The 20,010-nt window shown below is 39.4% G+C and carries 8 protein-coding genes and 3 pseudogenes; 5 read left to right on the plus strand and 6 right to left on the minus strand.

Going from position 1 to position 20,010, the window contains the following annotated elements; translation table 11 throughout:
* Positions 1–71: 71 nt before the first annotated feature.
* The gene (locus A7967_RS08635) at positions 72–2,834 is read right to left on the minus strand and encodes a methyl-accepting chemotaxis protein (protein ID WP_244507095.1); all 2,763 of its coding nucleotides are present in this window, start codon (positions 2,832–2,834) and stop codon (positions 72–74) included.
* Positions 2,835–3,022: 188 nt separating this feature from the next.
* Here A7967_RS08635 and A7967_RS08640 point away from each other — a divergent pair, with 188 nt between their 5' ends.
* The gene (locus tag A7967_RS08640; RefSeq protein WP_054205053.1) at positions 3,023–3,712 is read left to right on the plus strand and encodes a VC0807 family protein; all 690 of its coding nucleotides are present in this window, start codon (positions 3,023–3,025) and stop codon (positions 3,710–3,712) included.
* 136 nt (positions 3,713–3,848) lie between these two features.
* Positions 3,849–7,187 carry a methyl-accepting chemotaxis protein gene (locus A7967_RS08645; RefSeq protein WP_054453954.1) on the plus strand — a complete coding sequence of 1,113 codons (3,339 nt, stop codon included), beginning with the start codon at positions 3,849–3,851 and terminating at the stop codon, positions 7,185–7,187.
* Between the two features lie 184 nt (positions 7,188–7,371).
* Here the strand turns inward: A7967_RS08645 and A7967_RS08650 are convergent, their stop codons facing one another.
* A complete protein-coding gene (locus A7967_RS08650) occupies positions 7,372–7,977 on the minus strand; it encodes a TetR/AcrR family transcriptional regulator (protein ID WP_054205055.1) in 606 nt (201 codons plus the stop codon).
* Between the two features lie 167 nt (positions 7,978–8,144).
* On the opposite strand from A7967_RS08650, the gene A7967_RS08655 reads away from it, so the two are divergent.
* The 3 genes from A7967_RS08655 (at position 8,145) to A7967_RS08665 (ending at position 16,366) form a co-directional block, all read left to right on the plus strand.
* Positions 8,145–9,194, plus strand: a complete 1,050-nt coding sequence (locus A7967_RS08655; protein WP_054205056.1) for an efflux RND transporter periplasmic adaptor subunit — start codon at positions 8,145–8,147, stop codon at positions 9,192–9,194.
* Positions 9,194–12,274, plus strand: a complete 3,081-nt coding sequence (locus tag A7967_RS08660) for an efflux RND transporter permease subunit (RefSeq protein ID WP_054205057.1) — start codon at positions 9,194–9,196, stop codon at positions 12,272–12,274. The genes A7967_RS08655 and A7967_RS08660 overlap by 1 nt, the downstream gene beginning before the upstream one ends.
* A 240-nt stretch (positions 12,275–12,514) precedes the next feature.
* Positions 12,515–16,366: a sensor histidine kinase gene (locus A7967_RS08665; RefSeq protein ID WP_054205058.1), complete on the plus strand. Its 3,852-nt coding sequence runs from the start codon at positions 12,515–12,517 to the stop codon at positions 16,364–16,366.
* A gap of 210 nt (positions 16,367–16,576) precedes the next feature.
* Here A7967_RS08665 and A7967_RS08670 read toward each other — a convergent pair.
* From A7967_RS08670 to A7967_RS08685, 4 genes and pseudogenes are all read right to left on the minus strand, one after another.
* Positions 16,577–16,786: pseudogene (locus tag A7967_RS08670) on the minus strand (alpha/beta hydrolase family protein); the annotation flags it as partial.
* 83 nt (positions 16,787–16,869) lie between these two features.
* A pseudogene (locus tag A7967_RS08675) lies at positions 16,870–17,076 on the minus strand (alpha/beta hydrolase family protein); the annotation flags it as partial.
* 95 nt (positions 17,077–17,171) lie between these two features.
* Positions 17,172–17,378, minus strand: a pseudogene (locus A7967_RS08680) (alpha/beta hydrolase family protein); the annotation flags it as partial.
* Positions 17,379–17,461: 83 nt separating this feature from the next.
* Positions 17,462–19,906, minus strand: a complete 2,445-nt coding sequence (locus tag A7967_RS08685) for a S9 family peptidase (RefSeq protein ID WP_054206708.1) — start codon at positions 19,904–19,906, stop codon at positions 17,462–17,464.
* Between the last annotated feature and the right edge of the window lie 104 nt (positions 19,907–20,010).

Consider the following 20,010-nt stretch of genomic DNA (forward strand, 5'->3'; position numbering starts at 1 on the left):
TAAAATAAGCCAAATAAAAACGTTGTGATCTGTGCGTTAAAACTCTCACATATCACGACACTAAGCGACGATTAAACCGTAAATTGATACATAAGTTTCTTCAATTCTTCAGCATCTTGAGACAAGCTGTTACTTGACGCATTAGCGTTATCAACTAACCCGCTGTTCATTTGTATTATGCTATCCATTTGTTTTACTGCACTGTTAATTTGAGCAATCCCACTTGATTGCTCACTACTTGCTGTCGCAATATCATGCATCAAAGCAGCTAAATCTTTAATACTGGCAACAATACTGACTAATGTTTTTCCTGATTGTGACGCTAACTCCATGCCATGTCTTACTTTATCTGAACTATCATTTAAAAGAATTGCTATATTTTTGGATGCGTCCGCACTTCGCTGTGCTAAATGCCTTACCTCAGCAGCTACAACAGCAAAGCCGCGCCCTTTCTCCCCTGCACGTGCAGCTTCAACAGCGGCGTTAAGTGCTAATAAATTTGTTTGAAAAGCAATTTCGTTGATCACCTCGATAATATTTGATATCTCAGCAGAGCTTTTACTTATTTCTTGCATCGCATCGACGGTACTGGTGACAAGTTTTCCGCCTTGTTGGGCTTGACTATCAGTTAAAACGGCGAGCTCATTTGCTTTATGTGCATTTTGAGTATTAATTTGTACTGTTTCTGTGATCTCACTCATAGAAGAGGTTGTTTCTTCGATGGAAGCAGCTTGAGATTCTGTACGAATATTTAAATCACTCATACCTGAACGAATATTATGCGAAGAGTTTGTAATTGTATCTGCGGTTGCCGTTATTAAAGAGACCATTTGAGATAAGTTACTTACACTGATATTTACTGATTGCTTAAGCAGCTCAAATTGTCCCTCATAATTACCTTGCACTTGCTTTGTTAAATTACCTTCAGAAACAGCGTGCATAACCGCTATACATTCGTTTAATGGGGCTGATATTGCATCGAGTGTTCTATTAATACCTTTGACAATAACGAGAAACTCTCCTGAGTGCTTACTTTCTTCAGCTCTACAGTCTATATCACCTAAACTTGCAGCATTTGCTAATTGTGTACTGTCTTGCACCATATTGTGTATAGCTTCAATACTCGTTGCAAGGCTGTGTTTTATTTGTAAAAAATCCCCTCGATAATTAGTACTTAAATCAGTGGGTAGCACTCCAATTGAAATACTATCAAGGTACTTTGTTGTTAACTGTACAGGTTCAATAATTGAATCCAGTGTTGAGTTAAAACCATGTATTATTTTTTTAAAATCACCTTGGTGATGCGTTTCTTCGGCGCGCTTTGAAAGCTGCCCGTGTGATGCAGCCGCCACCAGCATATTTGTATCGTCTATTAACTGTATGATTGCTTTGGTTGATGTCTCAAGACTCTGTTTTATTTCTAAAAATTCGCCATTATATTGTCCGGTTATTACGGTTGGTATATCCCCTTTTGCTATCTGATTTAGATAATCACGGGTTTGATGAATGGGGCTAACAATTGCATCTAACATCTGATTAATACCATCAGCAAGCGTCAACATAAACCCCGTGTAACCAACTGTACTTAAGCGAGATCCAAGCTTTCCTGCTACCGCAGCTTTAATGATACTGTCTATGTGTGACTCAGCTTGTCGTTGCTGAGTTAAATCTGTTAATTCATAAACTATGCCTGATGTTTTACCACTTTCATCAATCACAGGGTTAGCGATAATATTAAATACAATATGAGCAAATGTAACCTCGCAGCACACTTGCTCAGAGTGCGCTTGTTGTAATGTGAAAAGTTGCGCTTGGTTAATAAATAGTTTATCAATCGTTGCCACTTCTAATACGTCTTTATATCCTATGATGTCTTCGTAGGTTGTAAATAACGCGTGGCATTGTTGGTTAGCATATATTATTTGACCACTTTTAGTTGCTAGCATGACAGGTGACGTGGCGTTATCCAATGCTTGCTTTATACGACCATTTTCTTGAGCCTGCTCTCGTTGTTGTTCAACTTTTAGCTTTAAATCACATTGCATGTCATCAAGATTTGACTGCATCGTATTTAAATTAATAAGTAATTTACCTATTTCGTCATGACTACTAACCAAAATAGTATTTGAAAAATTGCCTTTTGCAATTTGTTCAGCAATATGTGAAGCACTTAAAATTGGACTAATAATCAATTTTTGCACGTAAATAGTCATAATAACGATAATAAAAAATGCCAAAACGATTAAAGCGATTGTACTTTGCGTAATAAATTTTTCTTTTTTAATAATGAGCTGTTCAGTTTTTTCACTCACTAACTCATCAATACTATTGTTTAGCTCCTCTAGCAGCATAGCCGATGCCCTATCAATCCCTTTTACTGCTCTATCACCTGCTTGCGTATTAAAATCGGCTTGTTGAAATTGCTCAAGCCCTATCATATATTGCTTACCTAGTTTGGCATGCTCGCTTTTAAACGTTTGTAACTGTTTAATCATCGCTGCAGGTAAGTGAGATGTGTTTATCAAACTATCGGTTAAACGTACGATGTCTTTTTCTCGCGCTTTAAATCGCGTCAGGTATTTGTCATATTGAGGTTCATCAAAGCCACGAATGAGGATATTTTTCCACTCTTGAACTTGCGATTTAAACTCGATCAATACTTGGCTAACTTGCTGGCGTGACTGTAACTCTTGATTTATTAAATCATCTAAATCCTTAGCCACCCCCTTTACAACTGACAATGCAAATAGAGCACCAAACACAATTGCAATAAATGCCCCAATGACAGTCAACATAAGCTTTGATTTAATACTGTTCATAATAACGTATTCCATGTTTATTACTTTTTCATTACACAGTTAAAATGTAGTAAGAAAATAAGCTTTAACAACTATTTATTTAATTCTGATACTGATACTGGTACTGAAGATACTAATTTTATAGATACCTCACCGCGAGTAGTGACGCAGTAAAGAGATAGTTGGTATACTTTGCTCAATTGATGTTAAGGACAAGTACCTAAATGACCACAAAAACAAAAAAAAATAATTTTTTTAGCAATATCATTTTTAATATTATTTTACCTGCGATTATTTTAAGTCGCTTTAGCACTGCTGACACGCTCGGTCCAGTGTGGGCTGTCGTGGTCGCACTGGCATTTCCAATACTATTTGGTTTATGGGAGCTTAAGCAATCTGGGAAAGTTAACTTTTTCTCAGTATTGGGCATCATTAGCGTATTACTAACGGGCGGCATCAGCTTATTGAAGTTAGATCCATCTTATATTGCGATTAAAGAAGCAATGGTGCCGGCTATTATTGGCGTGATTGTACTGATCAGCCAATACACTCCTTACCCTTTAATACGTAAACTTTTGATCAACCCAGATATTCTTGATACAGAAAAATTGGCAAGTGTATTAGAGCAACATAATAATACGGCTGTGTTCAATGCTAAAATGCGCTTGGCTGGATTCATTGTAGCGTGTGCGTTCTTTTTATCTGCAACGTTAAACTACTTTTTAGCAAAAGCGATTGTAGTGAGCCCCGCTGGCACTACCGCTTACGCAGAAGAACTAGGCCGTATGACATGGTTGAGTTACCCCGTCATTGTACTGCCAACTATGGTTATGCTTATTGGCGCGATTATTTTTACATTTATGCAAATTGGTAAATTAACAAAACAATCAATTGATGAATTTATCTTGCCCTAATACATTATGACCCACTGATATTAAATGGTGGGTTTATTTGATGTTCCTTTTTCTTCATACTATTTCATTTTATTGCCTATACTCTGTGTGACATTAGTTTTTTAGCTAACTTAACTACAGGGTATAAGGGAATAGTATGGCCTCAACACGCTCCTCATTTAATCTATTAACCTCGTTACGTGCCAAATTGATCGGTGCTTTTTCTGCAGTGATGATCATTCTTGCCATTATCGGTTTAACCTCCTTTTTCGCATTAAAGTCCGCCTCTGATGGTTTTAAAGATTATCGCGAACTAGCACGAGATAGTAATCTTGCCGGAATTTTACAATCAAATATGCTTATGGTGCGTATGAACGTAAAAGATTTTTTGCTCACTGGCAGTAACAAAGATATTGAACAATACACACAATATTTTAATGATGTTGATGCCCTACTCAAAAAGGCCAAAACCGAAATTAATAACCCCCAAAGAGCTGAAATGGTTTCAGAGTTGAGCTTAGAAATAAATACCTACAACGCAACTTTTGACGTAATTAAACAATACAGAGTTGAACGAAACATATTGGTTAATGAACAACTCAATACCCTCGGCCCACAAATGGAGAAAGATCTCACCGATTTAATGTTAAGCGCTTCAAATAGTAACAATATTCAAGTCGCACATTTGGCTGGGCTGGCAATGCGCAACTTGTTACTTGGTAGACTTTACGTTATTAAATTTCTAGAAAGCAATGAAGAAAGCGCTGCGCAACGTGTACGTCAAGAATTTTCAGCATTCGATACTCAAATTGCACAACTTCAAACGGCCTCTGCTGCTGGCAATAGCCAATCCTTGATCAATAAAGTAAATGATAATCGAAATAGCTATTTAGATGCTTTTGAGCAAACCGTTAATATTATTAATGATAGAAACGATAAAGTAACCAATACCCTTGATGTGATAGGGCCTAAATTTGCAAGCTTGGTTGATGATCTAAAGCTCTCAGTTAAGCGTGACCAAGATCAACTTGGCCCACAGTTAAAAACTAAAAACGAAAATGCAATCAATCAAATTGTAATCTTCTTTAGTGCCGCTTTAGCGCTCAGTGCTGTTATTGTGTTTTTCTTAACGAAAGTCGTTATGAAGCAACTTGGCAAAGATCCTACTGAGCTTGAGCACATTGCACTGGCTATTGCTAAAGGTGATCTAGACCAAGAATACGACGAACACAAACCCGAGGGAGTGTTCAAATCAATGTTATCAATGCGAGATAACTTAAAAATCGGTCGTGACAAAGAAATGCAAGAACGTCGTATTGCACAAGTTAATGCGCGCATTAAAAATGCGCTCGATAACGCCAGTTCAAGCGTGATGATTACTGATAAAGATCATAATGTCATTTATATGAATGATGCCATAAATACGATGTTTAGTAATATCGAGAAAGACATCCGCACAGAGTCACCTGGCTTTAATGCAAAGCAAATCATCAATACTCCACTGGCGACCCAGTTTGATTATTTTAAAACTATACAAAACGATATCAATCACTTAACGAATGTTTTTAATGGCCAATTTGTTATCGGTGGCCGTACTTTTATTTTGGTTGCAAGCCCTGTGATCGTTGATAACCAGCGTGTTGGGACCGTTTTTGAATGGGAAGATAAAACAGATTGGCTCACACAAGAACAAGAAAAAACACGTATAGCATCTGAAAATGCCCGTGTAAAATATGCCTTAGATGGCTCATCCGGCCGAGTAATGATCACCGACAAATCATACAATGTGATTTATCTAAATGACGCTATAAAAACCATGTTTGCAGAGGCTGAAAATGCAATCCAATCTGTGGTTTCAGACTTCACTGTACAGGCAGTTTTAGGCGCAAAACTCGATACTCACTTTTCGCACTTCAGTGATTTACTAAACCAGTTTGATGATCAACAAAGTAGTATTAAAACAGAGCTTATTATTGCGGGTCATACTTTTAGTATTGTGGCGAGCCCTGTAAATGTTAATGATGAACGCGTAGGTACCGTTATTGAGTGGGAAGACAAAACACAATGGCTTGCACAAGAACAAGAAAAAACACGTATCGCATCTGAAAATGCACGGGTTAAATACGCCCTTGATAGTGTATCTGGTAATGTCATGATCGCAGATCCTGATCTGAATATTATCTATGCCAATAACGAATTAAAAACAATGTTTAATAATGTTGAAGCAGATCTTAAAACTCACATAAACAATTTTGATGCACAAAACCTCTTTACCTTAAGTATTGAACAGTTTTATCTTGAACCAGAGCAACAAAAACACACCTTTGAGGCACTAACAAGTACATACCGTAGCACAGAGCATATAGGTAACAGTGTCTTTGCACTCACGGCAAATCCTATTTTTGTTGATAATCATCGCATTGGCACCGTCCTTGAGTGGGTTGATAGGACTGCTGAAGTAAATATAGAAAAAGAGATAGACACAATAGTTCATGCTGCATCGCACGGCGATTTAAGTAAAAAAATAGATATTCAGGGTAAATCAGGATTTTTTGAAAAACTGAGTACCGGATTAAACTTACTCGTAGAGACCGTAGAAGTTTCTGTTAACGATGTAACCTTAATGCTTGGTGCAATGGCACAAGGGGATTTATCAAAACGTATAACCAATGAGTACGCTGGTACGTTTGGTCAATTAAAAGAAGATACCAATGCAACAGCAGATAAATTAACCGAAATTATTTTTGGTATTCGTTCTGCTGCTAGCAGTATTTCTCAAGGTGCTAACGAGATAGCTCAAGGTAATGCTGATTTAAGTCAACGTACTGAAGAGCAAGCAAGCAGTTTGGAACAAACTTCTGCAAGCATGGACGAAATAACTGAAATAGTGCAACAAAGTGCGGTCCGTTCAGAGGAGGCTAACGATCTCGCCCAAGAAGCAAAAGAACGAGCGGAATCAGGCGGCAATATTGTTAGCCAAGCAGTTAGTGCGATGCGCGAAATAAACGACTCAAGTAAAAAAATTGCCGAGATTATTTCTGTGATTGACGAAATAGCCTTTCAAACAAACTTACTAGCATTGAATGCCGCCGTTGAAGCCGCAAGAGCCGGTGAACAAGGTCGAGGGTTTGCAGTCGTCGCTGGTGAGGTAAGAAACTTAGCACAGCGTTCATCTAGTGCAGCAAAAGGTATTAAAGATCTCATTCGTGATAGTCAGGTCAAAGTTGCCGAAGGCACCGAGCTGGTCAATCGTTCGGGTGATACATTACGCGAAATAGTCGAATCCAATGCTAAAGTCCGCGATATGATGCAAGAGCTTGCAGAATCAGCGAGACATCAATCTGATGGTATACGACAAATAAACTCAGCCGTTACTCAAATGGATGAAATGACGCAACAAAACGCAGCACTTGTTGAGGAGGCTGCCGCTGCCGGTGAATCAATGGCAGAACAAGCAAGAGGAATGAATGAAACAGTTGATTTTTTCAGAACTTAAACGAACCATTTAAAGGCTTTGAGTATAATTATGAAACAGAGCCCATTGAGCTTTTAAAATTGATATTCGCAATCTTTGGGCTATTTAATCGCGGCACGGAGTTTGTAATACAACCCTAAAAAGCTCCCCCTAATAACACCTCTCTTTTAAAGTAAGGTGTTATTAGGATACTTGCTTCAGACATCTAACTATATGCTTTAATAAAACGTGATACGCAGTCTTGAATATACGTATCAGGTGGTAACTCTCCTTCTTTAGCCTGACCTAAAGCATGGCGCATTTTCCAATCCCCTTGTGTCATGCCTAATAACTGTAAAGTAGCAAATGTTGAATTTTCAATATTGAGCAAGCCCTCTTGCGCCATACACTGCAAGCAGGTTTCAACTTGCTGTAGCACCATTTTTGGTGCAGCTTCATAGAAGAACACACCTAACTCTGGGTATTCATCTTTATGTGCAACACATGTGTCGTACACTCTCAGCGCTTCTGGCGAAAAGACTAAAGCAATAAAATTAGTCACTACTCGTAAAAGATTCGATTCAACACTTTGTCCGACATCAAATTGTTCTTTTCGTAAATTAGACGATGAACAATGTGCCGTTATTGTTTCAACAAACAAGTTATTTTTATCTTTAAAGTGGCTATAAACAGTTTGTTTAGAAACCTCAGCCAATTTAGCAATTTGATCCATGCTGGTATTAGGAAAGCCTTTATCCATAAATAATGTGGTTGCAGCTTTAATAATCTGCTGTCGTTTTTGTTCTGAACGGCTCAGGGTCGTTATTTCCATTATCACCTCAAATCAAACTAGACAGTCTAGTTTGATTAGTTTATATTTATTCAAAATTAGACTCATTAGTCCAATTCTAAATCATTCTGCGTGTGTAGCAAAGTGCTGCACGTTTAATACGTATGTAATACAGGCTCATTTAGCGTGACTACAATATGGATATACCGATGAAAAAACACCTGTTTGGAGCAATAATTTTACTTGCCCCCTTTTTAAATAACGCTCAAAACCTTGTCCATGTGGCAGCTTACACGGTAAAAAAACAAGCTGGCTATAATCAAACGCGCACGCTCAGCGGTCAAGTTATTAAACAACATGACGCCAAATTGAGCTTTGAATTTTCGGGTAAGATTGAACAAATATATTTTGACCAAGGGCACACAATTAAACAAGGTGAGGTCATTGCACGTCAAGATACACAGCTTTTAGCCATTGAAAAACAAAAACTACACGCCCAAAAACAACGAACTCAAGCACAGCTTACATTAGCTAAACTGGAAAAAAACCGTTTAATAGAGCTTGATAAAAAAAATTACTCGGCCACCTCCGCCCTTGATCAAGTTAAAACGAATATCGCAGTACTTAATGCCGAACTCACAGGAATAGAAGCAAGTTTAAATGAAGTAAGTATTCGCACTCAAAAAGCGCATTTAACAGCTCCCTTTAATGGTATTTTAGGCCAACGCTTTGCATCACAAGGCGAGATTGTCGCAGCAGCTACACCCATTGTTCGTTTAATCGAAAACCAACACGCGCAAGTAAGCATAGGTATTCCACTCACATTAAAAAGTACCATTAAAAATAGCATGGATATTGAAATAGCAGGGCAAACCTTTGCAGCACAATCACTCAGTAAAGGTGCGAGTATCGACTCACGAACGCAAACCTTAACCATGCGCTTTTCATTACCTAACCACGCAGTGGTTTACTCCGGTCAGTTAGCAAAATTAGCACTGCATCAATATCAACAACAAACCGGTTTTTGGGTGCCACTAGATGCCCTTGCAGATGGTATTCGTGGTACTTGGCAAGTTTACCAAATTACAGACAACATTTTAAAACCTATCATAGTTCAACTTTACTATGCTCATGATGGTTACGCATTTATTGGTGCGCCACTGCAAGATGGCGATCAAATTGTAGCCAATGGCATGCATAAGTTATCAGCTAATATTTTAGTTAATATTGTTGAAAATAAACCGACTAAGGTGCTGTGATGATCCAGTATTTATTTAACCATGGCCGCTTTCAGGCGTTACTGGTTGCGCTGCTTATTGTTAGTGGTTTAGCCGCAATTAATGGCCTACCGCGTACTGAGGATCCGCGTATATCGAATCGTTTAGCTATTGTTACCACAGCATTACCCGGCGCCAGTGCCGAGCGTGTGGAAGTGCAAGTCAGTGAAAAAATCGAACAACGACTTAAATCACAAGCCGAAGTAAAACATGTATCGTCTATTTCTCGCCCAGGATTGTCGGTCATTACCGTCGAATTAAAAGATGAGATAACCCATGCACCACCGGTTTGGTCACGGATGCGTGATTTACTCGGTGATGTTCGCAGTCAACTTCCCGAAAACGCTGCACAGCCGCTACTTGATGACGAGCGCGGATACGCTTACACCCGTATTGTATCTGTTAATGCACGCGACGACTCTATTACAATGGCAACACTTAATCGCTACGCTAAAGAGTTACAAAACCAATTGCGTAACGTCTCCGGCGTTGAGCTTGTACATATATTTGGCCAAGCCGAAGAAGAAATTCGTGTTACTGTCGATCAACAAAAAGCCAGCCTTGCTGGTATTTCGCAAGCTCATATTCATGCAGCAATAAAGGGCGCTGATGCAAAAGTGGCTGCGGGCACATTAACCAATGATAAGTCACAAATGCAAATAGAGGTTACAGGTGCTTTTGATTCTGTTGCACGTATTGGTGCAATTCCCGTCAGTAGTAATCACACTGCTAGCCAATATCAACTCTCTGATATCGCAGACATATCACGCACAATTAAAACCCCAGTCAGTGAAATTGCATTAATTGATGGTAAACCAGGCCTATATATCGCCATTCGTATGTTACCTAAATTACGTATTGATAAATTTTCAGATAAAATCGATGTCGTTGTACAACAATTTGAGCTAGAACTGCCCAATCAAATTGAACTACAAAACATTTTTGATCAACGTGGTTATACCCAAGAACGCTTAGGTGATTTACTCGGTAATATTGCCGTAGGTTTTATACTTATATTAGCTGTATTATTTATTACCTTAGGCTTCAAAGCCGCGTTAATTGTAGGTACTGCATTACCGCTCACGGTATTATTCACCCTGGTAAGCATGCACTTATATGGTTTACCCATCCACCAAATGTCAGTCACCGGTTTAGTTGTTGCGCTGGGGATTATGGTTGATAACGCCATTGTGATCACTGATGCAGTACAGCGCTATCGTCAGCAAGGACTCAATGCTATTGCTGCAGTTGAAAAAGCCGTGGCACATTTTTGGCTACCGTTACTTGGCTCAACCCTCACCACGATTTTAGCGTTTGCACCTATTGCTTTGATGCCCGGTGCTTCAGGAGAGTTTATTGGCGGCATCGCCCTAAGCGTGATTTTTGCGTTGATTGGTTCGTACATAATTTCCCACTCATTGGTTGTGGTATTTGCTGGGCAATTTATAAATAACGAGCAACGGACAGGCATATTTTATCAAGGTATACGCACACCAAAGCTCAGTAAACGCTTTGCAGCTACATTAAAATACAGCCTAGCAAAACCAAAACTCACATTGCTGCTAGTGTTTATATTTCCCGTTGCTGGCTTTTTCGGTGCAGGGCAACTCACCGAGCAATTTTTCCCGCCTTCAGACCGCGATATGTTTCAAATTGAAGTGCACTTTGCCCCGCAAGTAAGTATTGAATCCACCCGTCAAGCAATCAAAGAAATGGACGCCCACATTCGCAAGTCCCAAGGAATAGAAAAACTTGATTGGATGATAGGCACAAATTTCCCAAGCTTTTATTACAACATGATGCAGCGTAACCGCGGCGCAAATAATTACGCGCAAGCGATGATCAAAGTCACCGATTTTAGGCGGGCTAATGAATTGATCACCGCGTTACAACATCAGCTAGACAGTGAGTTTCCACACGCGCAAACACTGGTAAGAAAACTCGAACAGGGCCCACCATTTAATGCGCCAATTGAAATGCGAATTTACGGACCTAATCTCGATACTTTGGCCGATCTCGGGCAACAGTTACGAACCCAATTAATCGCCCATAACGATATAACTCATACCCGGCCAACACTCTTATCTGGCTCACCAAAACTGTGGCTAAATACTGATGAAGCCGCTCTTACTCATGCAGGACTGAGCCTCAGCGGTATGGCAACACAATTGCAAAGCCAGTTTAATGGAGTGGTCGTAGGTAGTATTATTGATAACACAGAAACCGTCCCTGTCCGCGTTAGAGTCGCGGATAACCGCAGAGACGATATTAGCGCCTTATTTAGTACGCAATTAAATACAGCAGCCAACGCCACTCAATTAAACACTACACAGCCGCTATTGGTTGAATCATTTGCCAGTGCAACATTAAGCCCATCTCGCGGATCTATAGCTCGTCGCGATGGTGAGCGAGTTAACATTATCGAAGCCTATTTAGCAACCGGCGTATTACCGCAAACGGTATTGAATGATGTAACCGCAACAATTGCACAATCAGGCTTTGTGTTACCTCATGGCTACAGACTAGAGCTAGGTGGTGAATCACAAAAACGCAATGAGGCGGTCGGTAAATTACTCGGGCAAGTGGGTATTATAGTAGTGTTATTGATCACCGTGCTGGTTATGTCATTTAACTCATTTACGACCACCGCATTGATTTTAATCAACGCCTTGCAAGCAGCTATGCTTGGTTTGCTTAGTGTATTTATTGCCGGCTACCCGTTTGGTTTTACTGTAATCATCGGTTTATTAGGTTTAATGGGATTGGCTATTAACGCTGCTATTGTCATTTTGTCAGAGCTCAACTCGCTTCAAGCACTTACTGACAAAAGCAAAATCGTTGCCGCAGTAATGACCTGCTCACGCCATATCAGCTCTACCACTATCACCACCGTTGGTGGTTTTTTACCGTTAATACTTGCTGGCGGAGGCTTTTGGCCACCATTTGCCGTAGCCATTGCAGGTGGAACGGTGTTGACAACAATGCTATCGTTTTATTTTGTCCCTGTGGCGTATTATTTGCTGTCTAAGCGAAAAGTACATCAAAGCCAAATAGGCCCTTAACTTCTAAGTAAAACCTGTACGTTATGGCACATTTATTGTTCGTAACGTACTATGGCGCAAGTAACACACCGCTTTAAAAGGTGGCCATTAGTCTACTGTTCGTCACCTACTTAAAAATTTATTCATAAAAATAAAGTGAGCTATTTTTATTATTATGATCATAAACCTCAAATTGTTTACTTGCATTTATTGCAGGGTGTTCAATAATATAGCTATAGCTTATTTAAAAAAGTGCTCCGAGTGATCTTTTTAAAACATAATCAATTTTATTCATTTGTGTGGTGCATATTTTTTTCTTTCTTTTTACTCGCGACTTTATTCAATAACTCTGTAACAGCTGCACCATCAATACATGGTACAAAACTTACCGACTTTAAATACGCACAACCTTTATTTACAACAATTGATGACAACGCAAAGATTGTTAATGGCGCGATAACAAGTGGGATTGAGGCTAATAACGGCATTTTCTGGTTTGGCACCCAAAATGGATTAGTGAGTTTTGACGGCGTCAGCTTTACGCGTTTTGAACATCAACCCGGTAATAAAAATTCCCCCGCAGCTGATTACATAGTAGCTATAGCTCAAGATCAAGACGGGGGCATATGGTTAGCAACCCGTACTTCTGGTTTAACCCGCTTTGATCCTATTAGCAATGAATTCATTCACATCAGTACTCAAAGCCAAAACATGGCATTGATGAGCAATACCTTACGCACGCTTAAAATAGACAGCAATAACCAATTGTGGGTAGGCCATGAGTTAGGTGTAGAAAAGCTCGATCTTAATTCAAAACAAAGTACTCATTATATTTTGCCCACACAAGGGGAGATCACATATCACTTTTTTGAAACTAACGATGGCGCTATTTGGGCATGCTCAACTAAAGGTGTGTTTGTAAAGGGTATAAATGATACTCATTTTTCAAGTATTTCTCAGTTAAAAAACTTAGACATACGTTCAGTATACCAAGACCCGACGGGGACATATTGGCTTGGTAGTCGAAGTGGTTTATGGTTTTGGGATGGTGTAAGCGATCCTGTTTCAGCGAGTAGTGACAATTCACACGTTAATAGTAATGCTTATGTACGCTCTATTATTGCCTTAGATAACAACCAAGTGTGGGTTGCAACTTACGGTGAAGGAATTTGGGTATTTAACCTAGAAACAAAGCAATGGTTAAATACCTACAAACATGATCCTTCAGTTGCAACAAGTTTAGTTTATGATGAAATTGGCACTTTATTTTTAAGCAAAAATGGAACAATTTTAATAGGCACTTGGGGGGCTGGCCTACAAATATTGAATAGTAATACCGTGAATAATTTTGCAATGCTTCGCTATACTTTACTCCATGATAAAGGCTTAAGCTATGCTAATGTCCGCACAATTTTTGAATTAGAAAATGGCACAATACTTGTCGGTACTACGGGCAATGGTGTTGATGTTATTGAACCTAAAAATGGCCGGTTAAAAACAATTAACTCTGATCTCTCAGGTAAAAAAATCAGCAACGTCGTATCCCTTGCTGAGCAGAAGGATGGGACTTTATGGGCGGGAACAACATCGTCAGGGCTGGTAAAAATACATTTGAAAGAAGGTCATTTCTCACAATTAGAACTCACAGGGTTAGAGAAAGGCGCTATTTTGCGACTGTTGGTGCTCAATGATCAATCTCTAGCCGTTGGGACAGCTAAAGGTGTATGCATTATAAAACGAGGTAGTCGTCATTGTGAATCTCTGATAAAAAAATTAGACGGCAAAAAGATGAATGATACCGTTACGTCCATGATTCAAGACAGCGCTAATTCGCTTTGGATCGGTAGCCATAATGGTCTTTATCGTAAAAGAGCAGATCAAACTGTGCTTGATCACTTCCAAGCAGATAACTTATCACAAGGACTTAGTCATAATTACGTATTAGGGATGGTAGTTGATCAAGCAAATAATATGTGGCTCACCACCAGCACTGGTTTTGACAAAGTGACTGATTTGGAGCAAATACAACCAATATTTAATCAGATGAAAGGCGAATTTCCAATCGGTAAGCACTCACCTGGTGCTAATATGCTGATTGATAAACATCAACGAATTTGGAGTGCCACTAGTGTCATTGATTTATCGACGAAGCAATTTCGCCCTCTAAATAATGGCTACGGTGTAGACATTGGGGTTGCTTGGTTAGGATCGTATACTAAATTGCGCAGTGGGTTAATGGTATTTGGCGGTACAAAGGGCGTGCTTATAGTCGACCCAAATAAGTTTCCTTTTTCTATTACTCCGAGTAAATTAAATACAGTACGTCTAAAGGTCAATGGCGAATCAGCCCCTTTATCTCGCTTAAATAACCTCATCTTAAAACCTGAGGAGGCAAGTTTTAATATACAGATAGCGGTCAATGAATTACTTCACAAGTCACTTGTTTACGAATACCAATTATTACCAGATCAGCCTCAATGGCGACTTATTGATGCCGATGCTCCTTACGTACAATTAAGTAAGCTTTCCCCACAAGACTACACCCTAACAACACGGGCATATTATAAAAATAATACAGCACAGATCTCCCCTTCAGTACTCTCTTTTACTGTACAACCGACGTTAATACAAACACTGTGGTTTCGTTTATTAATTGTGGGTATTTCACTCATAATTTTGGGGCTCATTTTTCGCTGGAGAATTGGTATAGTCAAGGCTAAGGCAATAAAGCTTGAAGAGCTTGTCAGTCAACGTACACGCGAAATACAAGTAATTAATCAAATCGGACAACAATTCACACTCCAATTACTCTTGGATGAATTACTCAATGATATATACGCACAAATCAATGAAATTTTTCAAGCCGATCGTTTTGGAATTGGTATTATCAATAATGATAAAAATTGTTTAGAATTTAACTATGCAGTTGAGCGTGGGGTTCGTTACGTTGCTTATGAACGTTCAATGGAGGAACCAGGACAACTTGCTGTCTATGCCGTTGAACACAATCAATCTGTATTAATAAATGACTACGACACTCAGTTTCACCACTATTACCCTGAACAAGATAATGCTAATCATCAACTACACAGTGGTAGCAAAGAAATAAAAGCATTATCAATGATGTATGTTCCGATGCAACATAACGGAAAAATGCTGGGTGTAATTAGTATTCAAAGTGTTAAGCCCAATAGTTACCATGCACATGATTTAACATTACTAGAAAGCTTAGCGTCATATGTAACAATCGCATTGTCCAATGCACAGTCCCATCAGCATTTATTGGAAATGCACCAAACATTACAAAATAATATTGAAGAATTAAAACATACCCAAGAACAGCTAATAATGCATGAAAAAATGGCTCAATTAGGACAATTAGTTGCAGGGATTGCGCATGAAGTAAACACCCCTATTGGAATAACCATTACTGCTTCTAGTATATTACAAGATTATACGCATCAATTGCAAAAGCACTTTTCGGCGAATACTTTATCTCGCAGTATTTTTAACCAATATTTTGAGCGCGCGGATCAAAGTTTAATACTAATAAAAACAAACGCAGAACGTGCCGCAGAGTTAGTACAAAGATTTAAACAAATTGCCGTAGAGAACTCCTTTGAAATAGCTGAACCAATAAACATAGAAGAGTTTATTTACGACATAATCAAAAGTCATACAAGCACAATTGCAGCAAAAAAAGTTCAAGTAGATATAAATATTGTAAATAAAGGAAAACTGATTAGTTGCCCTAACGCTTTAAGTCAGGTTTTGTTTTGCATAATAAACAACAGCTTAACACATGCATTTAATGATGTGAGCAACAAGGTAATTCATTTCAAAATTGAGTTCACACAAACGCAATGCTTAATTGACATTGCAGATTCTGGAGTGGGTATTGCAGCTGATGCAATAGATAAAATTTTTGATCCGTTTTATACAACAAACCGATCACAGGGGGGAACAGGTTTAGGTTTAAGTATCGCGTTTAATTTAATACATCAGGTTTTACAGGGCACTATTGAATGCGAAAGTGAAATAGGAGTTGGCACTACTTTTTCATTATGTCTACCAATAAATATACGTCACAACCTTGAACATGAAAGTCAGTAGTACATCTTTCCCTTATTCATTTAATTGAACAATTAAGCAATAAGACTATACAAGTATTTGCTGTGCTAATGAACTTTGCAAAACCCCATGCTGATATTTAGTTTTATACAAAATAGACTCTAACACTTGTTAGAGCCGATTATAAAGCCTTTAAAAAATCGATCGGCTAGCTAAAACAATCAACATTAAATATATAAAGAGCTTTCATTTTTACTCGGTTACGACAGGCATCGCTTTTACAGGTGCTTCGTCACTCAGTAAATATTTATCAAGCCACTGCTCTTGCTCCCAAAGTACATGTAGCAAACTCTTACGAGCACGGTATCCATGCGCTTCATAAGGCAACATCACTAAACGGGCATCTTTACCTAACCCTTTTAGTGCGGCATACATACGCTCGCTTTGCATTGGGAAAGTGCCGTGAGATTAAAGGCGGGATCTTCTTGTTTAGTGAGAGTAATAAAAACACGGTATCAAACCGCGTTTTTATTACTTGAATTCAATTACTCAGCTGAAATTACTGCGTCTGTGGTTTTATCATCACTCAGTAAATATCTATCAAGCCACTGCTCTTGCTCCCAAAGTACATGCAGCAAACTCTTACGAGCACGGTATCCATGCGCTTCGTATGGCAACATCACTAAACGGGCATCTTTGCCTAACCCTTTTAGTGCGGCATACATACGCTCGCTTTGCATTGGGAAAGTGCCGTGAGATTAAAGGCGGGATCTTCTTGTTGAGTGAGAGTAATAAAAACACGGTATCAAACCGCGTTTTTATCAATTTAGAGTGAAACTTAACTCAATTACTCAGCTGAAATTACTGCGTCTGTGGTTTTATCATCACTCAGTAAATATCTATCAAGCCACTGCTCTTGCTCCCAAAGTACATGCAGCAAACTCTTACGAGCACGGTATCCATGCGCTTCGTATGGCAACATCACTAAACGGGCATCTTTGCCTAACCCTTTTAGTGCGGCATACATACGCTCGCTTTGCATTGGGAAAGTGCCGTGAGATTAAAGGCGGGATCTTCTTGTTGAGTGAGAGTAATAAAAACACGGTATCAAACCGCGTTTTTATTACTTGAATTCAATTACTCAGCTGAAATTACTGCGTCTGTGGTTTTATCATCACTCAGTAAATATCTATCAAGCCACTGTTCTTGCTCCCAAAGTACATGCAGCAAACTCTTACGAGCACGATATCCATGCGCTTCGTATGGCAACATCACTAAACGGGCATCTTTGCCTAACCCTTTTAGTGCGGCATACATACGCTCGCTTTGCATTGGGAAAGTGCCTGAATTAGGGTCTTCTTGCCCATGGATCATTAGCATTGGTTCGTTAATTTTCTCAGCATGAAAAAACGGTGACATGTTTGCGTAAACGTCTTGAGCCTGCCAAAAATCGCGTTCCTCACCTTGAAAACCAAACGGCGTTAGTGTGCGGTTATAAGCGCCACTTCGAGCTATACCGGTTTTAAATAAGTCACTGTGAGCTAATAAGTTTGCAACCATGAAGGCACCGTAGGAATGCCCTGCTATCGCAATTTTATCTTTATCCGCAATGCCTTTTTCAACCAGGACATCAACGGCAGCTTTTGCACTTGCCACTAATTGCTTTCTAAATAAGTCGTTTGGCTCTTTGCCCTCAACACCTACTATAGGCATTTTAGGGTCATCAAAAACAGCAATCCCTTTAGCAAGGTAAGGCATTGGGCCCCAATAGCCTATATATGTAAATTCATACTCAGATTCACGTACTTGCGATGCCACCGCTTTATCTTTATATTCCAGTGGGTAAGCCCACATTAGTACAGGTAAAGTACCTTGTGTTTTATCATAACCTGGCGGTAAGTATAATGTACCTGATAACTCCACTCCATCATCACGTTTGTAACGTACTAGCTCCTTGGTTACACCTTTAAATGCAGGGTAAGGGTGCTCAAAGGTCGTAAGCTGAGTTAAGGTGTCCTTGCCTAAATCACGAATAAAAAAGTTTGGCTGCTCTTTTTTTGATTCTCTGATGGTGATTAGTTTTTCACCTTCGTCATCAAGCATCGCACGCACACGCTCATAATATGGTGCAGCAGATTGCCACAAGCGCTTGCTGCTATTTGTTTTTATATCATATTGATCTAAAAATGGTACATTACCTTGTTCTGATGCGCCATTTCCGCGTAAGAATATATAACGTCCGCCGACTACTTTGATTACGTTTTCGCCTAAATCATTACGCTCATAAATTGCATTACCGGGATCTTTATAAGCATCATTGTAGCTTCGCTCAGAGAACAAAATACGGTTTTTATCTGCGTTACGAGGTTGGATGACATAAGTACGTAATTGGCGATCGCTAAAACGCCATTCACTAAGCAACGCAACATTATCGTTGGCCCATTCAATACCCGCAAATCGACGTTCAACTTTAGCAAATAATTTAGGCTCACGTTTAAACGGCGAACGTAAACTATAAATGTGATCATGATAAGGCACATCTGTCTTCATATCGCCACCATCTTGCGCTTGTGCCCATATAACTTCAGCTCCTTGATCAGCACGCCATTGAAAGCTTCGGCGACCCGTTCGTACACTATCATAACCCTGAGGAATATTGTCAGCCAGAGCCTGCTTAGCAAGTTCAGCTAACGCAAAACCTCGCATCCCCAGTATTTGCCATGTTGTCGCAAAGCGACTGTAAGGTACTTGATAGGAAAAAGGTTCATCAATGCTCGCAACTAAAATGTTCGTTGAGTCTGGTGAAATTGAAAATGATTTAAATAAACCCGCTTTCCCTATTGCTGTCGCCACACCACTGAGTGGAATATAGGTAAGTTGACCTTGCCCATAAAATTTAAACTGTTGTTCATCAAACGGGCTCGTCAATAAATTTTGATAAGTACGAGCAGGTGCTTTTTGGCCACTACTTTGTTGGATAACTGGCACCACACTGTCTGCATCACTAACCAAACGCGACTTACCGATATTAACAGCTGCATTAGCAACAATTGCAGTACTATCCGGCAGCCATTGGTATGGTGTTGCTGTTAATACTGAATTTAATGCAACTCCCGCAAGCTCACGCGCTTGTTTGGTTTGCGTGTTGTAAACCCACAAATGAGCCTCGGTAGGTTGCTCAACAATAAACGCAAGATATTCGCCATCACTTGACCATTTAGGTGAACGGATCACACCTTGTGGTAAATTATTAACTTCAACTACAGCACCTGTTTCAATGTGTTTTAATTGTAAGCTACTAAACTTTGAGCGAGGACGAGAGCGTGAAAAGTTAGCTGGGTTTAGTTTTATACCTGCTAACTTCACCTCTTCTTTTGCTAAGTCGTCCAATGTTTCAACACGTTTACGGTCAAATAATGCAAGCCATTGCCCATCCGATGATAAATAACTACTAGGCGCTAACTTTGCATCTACTAGTGCAGCTAAATCACTTGAAGGGGTTTGATAACCTTGTGTGCTATAGCTTGCACTGCTAAAACAAACACTGAGCCCGAGAGCAAATAAAAGCGTTATGCCTTTCATTTTTTATCCTTGGTATTTTTTATTAGGTGTGTATCTAAACATGTTTCGTAAAATCCATAAAGTTTTTGCGTTCATTACTAGGCTAAATTGCGTTAAACTCCCTA

It is taken from the genome of Pseudoalteromonas neustonica, assembly GCF_001653135.1.
Lineage (GTDB): Bacteria > Pseudomonadota > Gammaproteobacteria > Enterobacterales > Alteromonadaceae > Pseudoalteromonas > Pseudoalteromonas neustonica.